This is a genomic window from Kitasatospora sp. NPDC023176 (assembly GCF_055560495.1).
The window spans coordinates 506,475-519,933 of record NZ_JBVHIP010000001.1 but is presented as its reverse complement, the minus strand read 5'-3'; the positions used below and the strand labels follow the sequence as shown (position 1 = coordinate 519,933).

Below are 13,459 nucleotides of genomic sequence, written 5' to 3'. Positions count from 1 at the left end.
CCGGTGGGAGGAGTACGGCCGTGGCATGGGTGGAAACGGGCGCGGGCGGGTACCGCGTCGCGCTCGACGGAGCGGGCAGGGTGGTGTGCCGCAACGCGGCGGGCCGCGAGCTCAAAACCGTTCCGTCGAAGCTCGGTGACGACCCGGTGGTCACCCAGCTCAAGCAGCTCGCCGAGTGGCTCGCGGCGCACGAGCGGCGCTGCCAGGAGGACGTCGAGCGGTGGATGGTGCGCTCGCTGCCGGTGCCCGCCGCCGTGCTCGCCGCCGTCTGGCCGGACGAGGCCTGGCAGGCCGTCCTGCGGGACGTCGTGGTCACCGGCGCGGACGGCGCCGTGGCCGGCTTCCTGCGCGACGCCGACGCCGAGCGCGGCCTCGGCCTGGTCGACCTGGACGGCGACACCGTGCGCCTCACCGACAGCGAGGTCCTGATACCCCACCCGGTGCTGCTCCCGGACCTCGACGACCTGCGCGAGTTCGCCGTCGAACTCGGCGTCTCCCAGCGCGTCCAGCAGCTCTACCGCGAGGTCTGGCACCGGCCCGCCGAGCCCCCGGCCGGCACCGGGCTGAGCACCTACGCCGGCGGCCGCTACCGCGAACTGCGCGAGCTGGTCGGGCGCTGCACCCGGCTCGGCTGCCGGGTCCGCGGCGGCTCCGCCGTCCAACCGATCACCGAGGGTGGCCGCACCGTCGAGGCCCGGGTGTGGGTCGGCGACTACTACGAGTACGACGCCTGCGAGACGGGCGCGCTCAGCTGGGCCGGCCCCGACGGCCGGTCCCTGCCGCTCACCGAGGTCGGGCCGGTCGCCTGGTCCGAGGGCATGAGGATGGCCGCCGCCCTGTACGCGGGCCGCACGATCGAAGGGGAGGACGCCGCATGACCACCACCGTCCCGCACCAGGGCGCCGCGACGCCCGAGGCGCTGCTCGACGCCGGCGCCGTCCTGCCCTCCGGCACCCTGCCCGACGCCGGCCGCCCCGACAGCGCCGCCGACGTGCTGACCGCCCGCGGCTACGCCCACCCCGCCCTCGACGGCCGCCGGATCGTCCGGCTCGTCCCCGGCGCGCTCGGCCCCGCCGAGGACCTCGCGCTGGAGTTCCTCGGCCTCGCCCCCGACGGGGAGCCCGCCGAGGTCGGCCAGGTCCGCCAGGAGGCGCTCGGCTTCCCTGCCTGGGCGCTGGTCCACGACCCCGCCAACGGGCACCACGCGCTCGCCCTGGTCAAGGACCTGGAACGGCTGGCCCGGCAGGCCCGGTCCAAGCCCGGCGCCGCCAAGGACGGCTTCGACGAGCTCGCCACCCGGCTCGGCCGCGCCGTCCCGCACTTCCTGCCCACCTTCTGCGAGGAGGTCGGCCGGATCTTCCTCGCCCACGGCAACCAGACCTACGCCGCCGCCTGGTTCGGCAAGGCCCGCGAGGCCGAGCGCACCCACACCCTGCCCGTCGACGAGGAGCGGCTGCGCGCCGTCTTCCTGGAGTTCGCCCTGGCCGGTGCGCTCACCGTCAAGTCCCTGCGCCAGTACGTCAAGGAGCTCGCCCGGCGGCTCGACCCGCAGACCGCCTGGCAGCGCTTCCGCCAGCTGTGCACCGAACGCTCCGCGGCCGGCATGGCCCCGTACGCCGGGGTCGCCGAGGACGCCCGAGCGCTGATCCGGGCCGCCGGGCTGGACCGCGCCGAGCACGAACAGGCCCTGCTCGCCGAGCTGCTGGAGTCCCCGGCGGTCAACCGGGCGCCCGCCGCGTTCTGGACGTCCTGGCACGGCGCCCTCGTCGAACTGGGCCGCCGCGACGCCCAGATCCGCACCCGGCTGCTGGAGCTGCTGCCCGACCCGGCCACCGGCGGCACCGACGCCGCCGCGCAGGACGCCGCCTGGCTGGCGGTCCTCGCCGACACCGGCGCCGAGGAACTCCTCACCGGCCCGCGCGCCGAGGGCGCCGAGCCCGCCGCCGCCTGGCTGCAGCGCTGGTGCCACCACCTCGGCCGCGGCTACCGCAACAGGCCCAGCTGCCCGGACACTGTCGCCCTGGCCGGGCGGATGGTCGAGCGGCTGCGCACCGACGCCGTCCCGGTCGACCTCCTCACCGGCACCAACGGCAGCCTTACCCGGATCGACCTGCTGGAACTCCTGCTCGCCGCGGGCATCCCGGTGGCCGACCCGCCGGCCGGCCTCGGCCTCGACCTGCGCCAGTGGGTCTCCCAGAGCGGCACGGAGGGCCGGCCGGGTGCGGCCGGCGCCTCACTCGCCGCCGTCGCCGCCGACGCACGCTTCCGGCCGCTGCTGCGCCGCGCCGCCCCGGCTGCCTGGGAGCCGGCCGTCACGCACCGTTCGGCCGCCCTGCCGCTGCTGAACGAGCTGTTCCGGGAGTGGGCAGAGGAGCGCGCCGAGGACCTCGCAACCATCCGCGGCCTGGTCGGCGCCGACGACCTGGTCCGCTCGCTGACCCTGCACCGCACCGCCATCCGCACGGTCGCCCCGGCCGCCGCCGAGAAGATCGCCGCGCTCGACGTCACCGGGCTGCTCACCCGCGCCCTCGGCGCCGGCATCCTGGACGAACTCGGCTGGCCCGCCCTGGAGGACGCGCTCGCCCGGCTCGCCGACCCGCCCGCCCCCGACGCCCACCCGCGCACCGCCCCCGGCCACCGCCGCCAGGGCCTCGACGACCTGATCGTCGAGGACGCCTGGCCCCACCTCGTCCTCGCCCGCCACGACCGGGCCCTCGTGGTCGGCCCGGACGGCATCCTGCTGGAGCACACCCTGCGGGTGCCCCCGCTGCCCGGCACGTACAACCGGCCCCGGCTGCGGTTCGTCGACGGCGAACTCCTCGTCGTCTGGCAGGAGGCCGGCGGCCAGAAGGCCTACTGGTCCAGCCGACCGGAGCAGGTCTTCGAGCTGACCGGCCGCAGCATCGCCGGCTACCACTACGGCGACCGCCACCCCGACGACACCTCCCTCCCGCTGCCCGGCGGCGGCCGCACCACCGGCGCCCGCCCGCTGCACCCCGGCGACACCCGGCTGCCCGAGGCACACCCCGTCCTCGGCGACGGCACCGGCCACTGGACAGTGCGCCACGCCCCGGACGGCACCGCGGTCCTGCACGAACTCGACCCGGCCACCGGCACCCTGGGCCGGGCCGCCGAACCGCCGGTGATCGCCGCCACCGCGGCGGCCGGCCGGCTCGTCCTCGACAGCACCCGCCTGCTGCCGCTGCAGCCCGGTCTGGAGGGCACCCCGCTCGGCACCGACGGCACCGTGCTCGGCAGCTGGGTCCGCCGCGATGCCGGACGGGCCGTCACCACCTTCACCGCCGACGGGCAGCGCATCGTCCTGCCGCAGGACGGGCGCGACGACACCCAGGCCCACATCGTCCCGGTCGGCCGGCTCGCCCTGCCCGGCGCGCAGGGCCCGGTGGTCACCCGCACCGGCGAGTTCCTCTTCCTCAACCTGCCCGGTCTCGCGGGCGGCGCGGACCGCACCGCGGGCGTGCGTTCCTGCCGGTCGGGCGAGCTGTCCGCCGCCGGCACCGCGCTGATCCCGCCGTACGACCACTGGCACGCCCTGCGGCCCCGCGACGAGGCGGGCTCCCGGGTGCTGCGCGCCCTGACCACCGAGCAGGCCGCCCGGCTGATCGACCTCGCCTGGCCCGTCGACACCGAACCCCTCCCGGCGGGCGAGCAGTGCTGGCTCACCGTCCAGGGAGTGCGGCGCCCGCTCGCCCAGCACGGCGAGGCCCGCGGCAGCCTGCCGGTCGAGGCGGTCGGCGCCGCCCTCCCGGGGATCACCCACCCGCTGCTGCTGGCCGGCGTCGCCGGGTTCGCCCGCACCGCCGCCGACCTGCTCGACCGGGTCGCCCGGTTCCTCCCGCAGCCGGAGGCCGAGCGGCCCAGCAAGGCCGCGGCCGCCGAGTTCCGTCCCGTCCACGGCCGTGACCACCAGCTGCGTGACGCGGTCGGTGCCGTCCTGCCCGAAACGGCCGGCCTCGGCAACAGCTGGGGCACGCCCGCGCAGTACCACGTGCTCAACAACCTGCGGGCCGTCAGCGCCGCGCTCGTGGCCCCGACCGTCCCGGTCGGCGAGGGCCGGGCCGGCGAGGGCGCAGCCGACGGCGGTGCGGCCGACGGAGGCTGGACCGCCCAGGGAACCGTCACCCTGCGGGGCGGCGACGCCCACAACGGCTGGCGGCACCTGCTCGGCCGGGTGGACGTCCTCGCCCACGCCGTCGCCAACCCGCTCACCACGGCTGCGCACCGCTCCACACTGGTCCTGCTGCTCGGCGAGCTCACCAGGGGGCCGCTCGCCGACCGCGGCGCCACCCTGCGCCAGGTCGTCCTCGCCGAGACGGACGAACGCGCCAAGGGCCGGCGGCCGGAGCCCTACCGGCAGGGCGAGGTGCTGCGGCACGGCGACCGCACCGTGGTGATCCTCGACTACCGCTACCAGCACGAGGACGGGACGGTGCACTGGCGCGCCGTCGACCACGACCCGAGCGGCGAGTTCGGTCCCGTCGCCCACTTCACCACCGTCGAGGAGCGCGGCACCGAGGAGCGCGTCAGCGCCGCCTGGGTCGCCACGTTCTGTCGGGTCGCCGCCCTGCGCGGCACCGTCCCCAGGCAGCCCGCCCACGCCGCCGCCTTCGCCGAACTCACCGGCATCGGCACCGCCCGCGCCACCCTGCTGCTCTGCCCGCCCCCCGGCCTCCTGCACTGGGGCACGGTCGCGGTGCCCGCCGAACACGGCCTCAAGGCCGCCGAGGTCAAGGCCGCCCACGCCTGGCTGCGCGCGCACGCCCACCACGCGATCGCCGACGTCTGGGGCGCCCTGCTGCCCACCGACGACCCGAAGCGGCTGTGGACGGAGGGCCCTGACGTCCAGGCCGCGGCCGCGGTCTGGAACCGGCACTTCGGACAGCTCGTCACCCTCCCCGAGGACGTCCTGCCCGGCGTCCGGGGCGTGTCCATCAGCCAGATCGAGGAGATGCTCAACCCCGGCCGGGCGCCATGGCTCACCCGCACCACCACCTACCGGCTGAACACCAACAGCGGCCGGGGCGTCACCCAACTGGAGCCCGAGGACGCGAGCGCCGTCCCCGCCGCCCTCACCGGCGCGATCGATGCCCTGCGCTGGCTCGCCTACCACCTGCCGGCCGACAGCCCGCTGCGCCCGCCGCTGGCCGGCACGGCCACCGCGCTGCGCGACCGGCTCGCCGACCCCGAGCTGCTGATCGGCTTCGGCCTGGTCCGCACCGCCAAGGGCGCCCCGGTGTCCGCCGTCCTGCGTGAACACTTCGGCCTGCCCGCCGAGGGCGGCGCCGACCCGGACGGCCTGGTCCGCTGCGGCCCGGCGCTCGTTCTCAGCCCCTACCACGCCGAGTTCGAACAGGTCTGGCTGCGCCCCGCCGGCCTCACCGGCCCCGACGACCCGCTGCTCGACCTGCTCCTCGGCCTGGGCGACGGCTACTGGATCGTCAACGACCTGACCGCCGTCCGCTCCGTGCTGGGCGGCGAACCGGAGCGCCTGGTCGCCCCCGCCGCCCGGCCGGCCACCGCCGACGGCCAGAGCTGGCTGCAGAACCCGCAGTTCAGCGCGCCCGAGCTGGTCGCCGAGGCGGCCCGCACCCACGGCCTGGGCGAGGACGCGGCCGCGCTCTACCTCCAGCTGCTCGCCCTGCCCGACCCGACGGACCGCAACACCGCCCGCTGGACGGGCTGGAAGCCCACCCGGCTCAAGCGGGCCCGCGCCGAACTCGCCGCCGCCGACGGACTGGTGCTGGAGGCCAAGCGGGCCCGGGCCGGCCGCACCCTCTTCCTGCCCGGCGGCTGGCAGGAGGCCAAGTCCCCCGCCCTGCCGGTGGAGACCTGGAAGGCCGCCCTCTACCCGCTGCCCACCCACCGGCCGGCGCTGCCGCAGCTGCCCGTCCCCGAACTGTTCGCCCGCGCCTGGCAGCGCACCCTCGACGGCGACGCCCCCGGCTACGAAGAGCTCCAGACCAGCAAGCGCAGGAAGGCCCGCCGATGACCGGCACCGAGACCACCACCACCGCAACGCGGCAGATCGTCCCGCCCGAGGAGAAGCACGCCGCCGAACTGGAGTTCCTCGCCGCCCACGACAGCGGCCCGCGCCCGCCCGGCTGGCGCCTCACCCCGCGCGCCGTCGTCACCTTCGTCATGGGCAGCGGCGGCGAGAAGCTCAAGGCCGGGCGCCGCAGCCTGGCCATCGAGCCCAAGTTCGTCGGCGAACGCGCCCTGGTCGAACGCTGCGTCGTCACCCTCGCCGGGGAACGCGGTCTGCTGCTCGTCGGCGAACCCGGCACCGCCAAGTCGATGCTCTCCGAACTGCTCGCCGCCGCCGTCTGCGGCACCAGCGCGCTCACCGTCCAGGGCACCGCCGGCACCACCGAGGACCAGCTCAAGTACGGCTGGAACTACGCCCTGCTGCTCGCCAAGGGCCCCAGCCGCGACGCCCTCGTCCCCTCCCCGGTGCTCACCGCGATGACCACCGGGGCCGTCGCCCGGGTCGAGGAGGTCACCCGCTGCCTGCCCGAGGTGCAGGACGCCCTGGTCTCCCTGCTCTCCGAACGCCGCATCGCCGTCCCCGAGTTGGCCGGCAGCCCGGACGGGCAGCTGCACGCCGCCGCCGGGTTCACCCTGATCGCCACCGCCAACCTGCGGGACAAGGGCGTCAGTGAGATGTCCGCCGCCCTCAAGCGGCGGTTCAACTTCGAGACGGTCGGCCCGATCGGCAGCCTCGCCGCCGAGGTCGAGCTGGTCCGCCGCCAGTCCACCGTCGCCGTCGCCCGGGCCGGCGCCGGCTACGCCGTCGACGACGCCGTCCTGGAGGCGCTGGTCACCGCCTTCCGCGACCTGCGCACCGGCCGCTCCACCGAGGGCTGGGAGGTCGAGCGCCCGTCCACCGTGATGAGCACCGCCGAAGCCGTCTCCGTCGCCACCGCACTCGGCGTCACCGCCGCCTACCTCCCCGACGGCGGCGACCTCCTCGGCCGCCTCCCCGGCCAACTCCTCGGCGTCGTCCGCAAGGACGACCCGGCGGACGCGGCCCGGCTGCTCGGCTACTGGGACGGCCCGGTCCGCCGCCGCGCCGAACAGGGCGCCGCCACCTGGCGCACCCTGTGGGACCTCCGCTCGGCACTGGAGGCCTGACGATGACGAGCAGCGCGGTGAAGCCCACCCCGGACGACTCCCTCGGGGCCGGCCCCGACGTCGGAACCGGCCCGGACGTCGGAACCGGCACCGACATCGGAACCGGCACCGACCCCGACGTCCGCGCCGAGACGGACCGGCTGGCCGGCTCCGGCACCGACCGTCCCGGGCCCTACCTGATCGGCGTGCGCCACCACGCGCCCTCCCTCAGTGCGGTCCTCCCCGCGCTGCTCGACGCCGCCCGCCCCGAGGCCGTCCTGGTCGAACTGCCCGCCGAGTTCCAGCCCTGGCTCGACCGGCTCGCCGACGAGGACACCCGGGCCCCGGTCGCCCTCGCCGCGGCCCCGGCCGACCCGTCCGACGACTCCGGCGGGCTCGCCTTCTACCCCTTCGCCGACTTCTCCCCGGAACTCGTCGCCCTGCGCTGGGCCCGGCGCAACGGCGTGGAGGCCATCGCCTGCGACCTCCCGCTCGCCCACCGCACCGGCACCGACGGCACCCACGGCCGCCGCCCGTCCGACGGTCCCGACACCCCCGGCGTGGCCGACGCGCTGCGCCACCGCCTCACCGGCCGCGACTCCGACGAGGACCTCTGGGACCGCCTGGTCGAGACCGCCGCCCCCGGCTCCACCCCCGAAGCCGTCCGGCGCGCCGCCCTCGCGGTCGGCTGGGCCCTGCGCCACGACGCCGAGGCCGGCCCCGGCGTCGACCCGTACGACCTGCGCCGCGAAACCTGGATGCGCACCCGCATCCGGGCCGCCGCCGCCGACGGGCGCCGGATCGCCGTGGTCGTCGGCTCCTTCCACGCCCCCGCGCTGCTCGACGGGCCCACCGCTGCCGACCGGCCGCCCGGCGAGGACGACCCCGGCCACGTGCTCTCCCTGATCCCGTACACCTACCCGCTCCTGGACGCCCGCTCCGGCTACCCGGCGGGCATCCGCGACCCGGAGTGGCAGCACACCGTCCTCGACGCCGCGGGCGACCCGGACCGCCTCACCGAGGCGCTCACCACCACCGCCGTCCGGATCTGCGCCGCCCTGCGCACCCAGGACCACCCCTCCGGCCCCGCCGACGCCCGCGAGATCGTCCGCCTGGCCGGCGACCTCGCCCGGCTGCGCGGCCACGCCGCCCCCGGCCGCGGCGAACTCGTCGAAGCCGTCCAGACCGTCCTCGCCCAGGGCGAACCCCTCGGCCGCGGCCGGGCCGTCGCCCGCGCCCTCGAACAGGTCCTGGTCGGCACCCGCACCGGGCAGCCCACCCCCGCCGCCCCGCGCAGCGGACTCGCCCCCGCCGTCGAAACCCTCCTCACCGAACTCGGCCTCCCCGGCCCCACCGACCCGGGCCCGCGCGAACTGCGCCTCGACCCGCTGCGCAGCCCCCTCGACCGCCGCCGCGAGATCCTCCTCCACCGCCTCACGGCCTGCGGCGTTCCCTACGCCGACCCCGTCCCCGCCACCGGCCCGGGCGGCACCGAAACCCTCGGTGCTCGCTGGCGCCTGCACTGGACCCCCACCGTCGCCGCCCTCCTCACCGTCGCCGGCGCCCGCGGCGTCACCCCCGCCCAAGCCGCCGAAGGCACCCTCCGCAGCCGCCTCACCGACGACCCCACCCCCCGCGAGATCATCGACGGCCTCACCGCCGCCGCCTCCTGCGCCCTCCCCGCCCTCACCACCACCCGCCTCACCCAACTCACCACCACTCTCCCCGCCACCGCCACCCTCCCCGACCTCCTCGCCGCCCTCACCCTCCTGGACCGCCTCACCGCCGGCCACTTCCCCATCGCCCCCATCCACGCCGGCCCCGCCCCCCAACCACCGCCCCCCGGCGCGGTGCCGGCGGGCGGCCCGGGTGATGCTGAGGCCCTGCCCGCCGGTGTGGCGGTGGCAGGTAGCCCGGGTGATGCCGTGGTCCTGCCGGTCGGGGCGGTTGTCGCAGGCGATTCAGCTGACGTCGGACTCTCTTCCACCTCTCCGGCTGCTGCCGTGCCGGGCTCCCCGCTCGGACTCGTCGGAGCGGCGGCGCCCGCCGGTTCGCTTGTCGTCCCGGCAGCCTCGGACGGCGCGGGTGTCGCCGGGCGCCGGTCAACGCACGTCGCAGGTGCGGTGGTTGACGGTCGGCCGGCAGTCGCCGCTCAGGGCGGCGCGCTGCCTGCCGTGTGGGCCTCCGGTCCGGTCGGCGGGCCGTCAGGGCTCGTACCGCCCCTCGACGCAGCTGCCGGCCGGTTGACCGCCGGCGCCAAGGACCGCGAGGTGTCGGCCGTTCCGCCCCGGGGCGCCGTGTTCGGGCCGTCGGGCCCGGTGCCCCCGCTCGACGCGGCGCCGGAGGCAGCGGCCACGCCGCCGCGCCCTGCATCGCCGGTCGACATGGCGGTGGAGGTGCTGACGGCGGTGGCGGTGCGGCAGGTGGAGGGGTTGGGCGGGTCGGACGATCCGGCGGACGCACGGGCGTTGGTGGAGTTGGCTCGGCGGGCGGATCGGCTGGGCGGGGTGCGGCTGGGGTATGTGCTGGGTGAACTCGCCGAGCGGGGGAGCCCATTGGTGCGGGGGGCGGCCGGGGCGGTGCGGGTGCTGCTCGGGCTGGAGCCGGCCGGGGTGTTCGGCGGGCGGGCCGCGTCCTGGGTGGACGGCGCGACGGACGTTCGGGCGCGGCAGGTGCTCGGGCGGTCGCTGGTCGGGGTGTTGACCGCCGCGGAGGGGCTGTTCGACAGCGCGCCCGAGGCGCTCGAACCGGTGCTGGAGCGGGTCGGCTCGCTGCCGGACGCCGCGTTCCTGGACCGGCTGCCCGCGCTGCGGGGCGGTTTCGACACGCTCAGCCCGGCCGCCCGCGACCGACTGCTGTCCCTGGTCGAGGAGCGCCTCGGTACCCGGCTCGCCGAGCTGCCGGAGCAGACCGATCCCGCCCTGGTGGCCCGTTGGGTCCGCGCTGACCTGGCGGCCCGCCGGCTGCTGGCCGGCCGCGGTCTGCTGCCGCCCGCCGCCGGGCACAGCGAGCCGGAGCCGGAGCCTGAGCCAGGGCCGGAGCCGGAACCGGTTCCGGTGTCGGGGGCGGTGCCGGCGCCGTCCGCCGGGCAGCCACCGTGCTCGGAGCACGCCCTCGCTCCGGCCGAGCGCTGGCGCCTGCTGCTGGGCCGCCCGGGTAGGGCTGGCCTCGCCGGCCGTAGTGCCCGACTCGCCACCGCGCTGGACGAGTTGTACGGCAGCGGGCACGGTGAGGGTTCCGGTCCGGGCCTGGACGACCGGAGCGGTGGGCGGGGTGGCCGCGAGGCACCGTTCCCCGGGGTGCGCGAGTGGGCCGAGGAGTTGGAGGCGCTGTTCGGTCCGGGCGTGCGGGAGGAGGTCCTGGCGACGGCCGTCGCCCATGGCCGGTCGGACGTCCTGGAGGCGATCGACCCGTCCGCCGTCCGCCCGTCGGTGGACCTGCTGCGGACGGTGCTGGACCACTCGGGCGGCCTGCCCGAGGCACGGGTGGCCCGGCTGCGCCCGCTGGTGCGGCGGCTGGTCGACGAGTTGAGCCGTGAGCTGGCGACCAGGCTGCGTCCGGCGCTGACCGGGATCAGCGTGCCGCGTCCGTCCCGGCGTCCGGGCGGCGGGCTGGACCTCCACCGGACGATCCGGGCGAACCTGGCCACCGCCCGCCTGGATCCGGACGGCGGCGGGACGGTGATCGTCCCCGAACGTCCGGTCTTCCGCACCAGGGCGCGGCAGGCCAACGACTGGCGGCTGATCCTGGTGGTGGACGTGTCCGGGTCGATGGAGGCCTCCACGGTCTGGGCGGCGCTCACCGCGTCGATCCTGGCCGGGGTGCCCTCGTTGAGCACCCACTTCGTCGCCTTCTCCACCGAGGTCCTCGACCTGACGGAGCGGGTGGCGGATCCGCTGAGCCTGCTGCTGGAGGTGCGGGTCGGCGGCGGCACCAGCATCGCGACCGGGCTGCGCTACGCGCGGGAGCTGGTGACGGTGCCGTCGCGGACACTGATCGCGGTGGTCAGCGACTTCGAGGAGGGCGGTCCGGTCAACGGGCTGATCGCCCAGACCCGGGCGCTGGTGGACTCCGGCGTGCACCTGCTCGGCTGCGCGGCCTTGGACGACACCGGGACGGCCCGGTACTCGACGTCGGTCGCGGGCCAGCTGGTCGCGGCCGGTATGCCGGTGGCGGCACTGAGCCCGTTGGAACTGGCCCGCTGGGTGGGGGAGAAGGTGCGATGAACGCGACGCGGACGACGCAGGGCGACGGCTGGCCGGGTGTCCGGCCCGAGGTGGTCGCCGAGGTGGTGTCCGGGCTGAGCGCCCGGCTGCAGAAGCGGCTGGACGGTGCGGCCGCGAAGCTGGCGCAGCAGCCGCTCGGCCGTGCCGGCGACAAGTGGCGGGTGCGGGTGGACGAGGAGAGCCTGCTCGTCCTGCACGCCCCGGGCGGGGTGGTCGCCGACCCGGCCGACGTGCGCTGCGGCTGCCTGCTGGCCCCGGCCTGCGTCCACCGCGCCGCCGCCGTCACCCTCTGCCCACTGGCCGAGAACGTCGACGCAGTCGAGCCGTCGGACGTGACCGGGGCAGCGGAGGCGGCAGAGGCGCCAGAGACAGCAGAGACGGCAGAGACAGCGGAGGCAGTGACGGCGTCCGGACCGGTCGAGCCCGTCGGAGCCCCGGAAGCCCCCGCCGCCCTCGCCCCGTCCGAACTCGCCGCAGCCCGGCACCTCCACCGGGCCGCCTGCGCGCTGCTGGCCGCCGGGGTGAGCGGGGCGGGCGCGGTCTCGCAGGCCGAGTTGCTGCGGGCCGGGCACCGGGCGCGGGTGGCGGGGCTGTACCGCCCGGCCGCGGCGGCGGTCGCGGTGGTGACCAGGATCCGGGCGGCGCGCTCCGGCGCGCCCGACCACCGGCTGGCGGACCTGGTGGCCGGCCTGCGCGAGCTGCTCGGTCTCACCTCCGCCCTGACCACCTCCGCCCTGACCACCTCCGTCCCCGCGCGAACCCCCGCGCCGCTCGCGGCCCTGCGCGGCACCGCCCGCCAGGTCTACGCCCAGGAGGGCGGCCTGCGGCTGTACGGGCTGTTCGCCGAGCCGGTGCTCACCGCGACCCACGCGGGCGCGGTCAGCTGGGTGGTGGACGCGGGCGGCCGGCTCAGCACGGTCGCCGAGGTGACACCGCACGGCGACGCCGCGACGGCCGCCCCGCTGGCCGTGGGGGCGGGTGGCCGGACGGTGCGGCTGGGTGATGCCGCGCTCAGCCACCGGGAGTTCAGCCGGGCCGGGCTGGCGGTCCAGGGCGCGACCAGGTCCGCCGGGGGCCGGCTGGGCGCCGGGGCGTCCGTCCGGGCGGTCCGCGCGGCGGGCGCGGACTGGACGGCCGAGCCGGTGGCCGGGCTCTGGGCCGAGCCGCCGGCCGTCCAGGTGGCGCGGGCCCTGGCGGCGCAGGAGCTGCCGTACGAGAACCGTCCGGCGGGGAGTGACCTGCTGTTCCTGGACGTCACCCTGCTGGGCGCGGCCCCGACCGGTCCGGGCGGGGCGCTCCAGCTGCTCGCCCGTGCCGCCGGGAGCAGGCCGGACGGGCCGGACGGGCTGGTGGTGGTGCTGCGGCCGGGGCACGAGCACCCTGAGCTGGCCTTCCGGGCCAATCTGGCCCTGCTGGCCACCGCCCCCGGCCTGCGGCTGCGGCTGATCGGCCGGTTGGAGCGCGCCGACCGTCCGGAGCTGCGCGTCCTGGCGATCGGCACGCCCCCGGAGGCTCCCGGCCGGCTCGGGCCGGTCCGTCTCGCCCTCGCCGCCGACCGGGCGGGCCGGGCCAACCTCGGTCTGGAGCGCCTGCAGACCGCCGACCTCCAGCCCACCGACGGGCACGTGCGCCCCGCCGAAGCTGCCGTGCTCCCCGCCGCACCGCCGGTCGGCCCGCCGGTGCACGTGCTCGGCCGCCGGGTGGAGCAGACGGTCACCACCGGCCGGTCCGCCCTCGGCCCGAGCACGGCGACGGCGGCGGCGGACCGGAGCCTGCTGCGCGCGGCCGGGCTGGTCACCGCCGCCGAGCTGCTGGACGCTCTCCGGGCGGCTGCGGCGGACCAGCGGCGCGACGTGTTCGGCCGGACCGTCCCGGACGACCACGACGCCTTCGCCGCCGCCTGGCTGGCGGCCGCCGGCTACACCGAAGCGCTGGCGGCCGCGCTCTGCGCCGCCGCCTGGGGAGACGACGAAGCCGCGGGTGAGGCGGGGGCGCGACCGGCGGAGGTATAAGTCGAAGTATTTGCAGAGACCGATAATCCGCGCCAACTGGCATACTTGGGAGACAGCAGACAGCACAGGGCGTACGGACACGGACGTCCA

5 protein-coding genes are annotated in these 13,459 nt (G+C 77.2%); all 5 read left to right on the top strand.

The window, feature by feature from the left end; genetic code table 11:
- Nucleotides 1-20: 20 nt before the first annotated feature.
- The 5 genes from ACZ3YL_RS02605 to ACZ3YL_RS02585 are packed head-to-tail and all read left to right on the top strand — an operon-like array spanning nt 21 to nt 13,369.
- Nucleotides 21-878: a DUF4132 domain-containing protein gene (locus tag ACZ3YL_RS02605; RefSeq protein ID WP_411293099.1), complete on the top strand. Its 858-nt coding sequence runs from the start codon at nt 21-23 to the stop codon at nt 876-878.
- Entirely contained in the window at nt 875-6,010 is a 5,136-nt protein-coding gene (locus ACZ3YL_RS02600; RefSeq protein ID WP_465654869.1) for a hypothetical protein, read from the top strand. Before ACZ3YL_RS02605 ends, ACZ3YL_RS02600 begins: the two co-directional genes overlap by 4 nt.
- The gene (locus tag ACZ3YL_RS02595) at nt 6,007-7,152 is read left to right on the top strand and encodes an ATP-binding protein (RefSeq protein WP_188309696.1); all 1,146 of its coding nucleotides are present in this window, start codon (nt 6,007-6,009) and stop codon (nt 7,150-7,152) included. Before ACZ3YL_RS02600 ends, ACZ3YL_RS02595 begins: the two co-directional genes overlap by 4 nt.
- A 2-nt stretch (nt 7,153-7,154) precedes the next feature.
- Entirely contained in the window at nt 7,155-11,357 is a 4,203-nt protein-coding gene (locus ACZ3YL_RS02590; RefSeq protein ID WP_465654867.1) for a vWA domain-containing protein, read from the top strand.
- The gene (locus tag ACZ3YL_RS02585) at nt 11,354-13,369 is read left to right on the top strand and encodes a hypothetical protein (RefSeq protein WP_465654865.1); all 2,016 of its coding nucleotides are present in this window, start codon (nt 11,354-11,356) and stop codon (nt 13,367-13,369) included. The genes ACZ3YL_RS02590 and ACZ3YL_RS02585 overlap by 4 nt, the downstream gene beginning before the upstream one ends.
- Nucleotides 13,370-13,459: the final 90 nt, after the last annotated feature.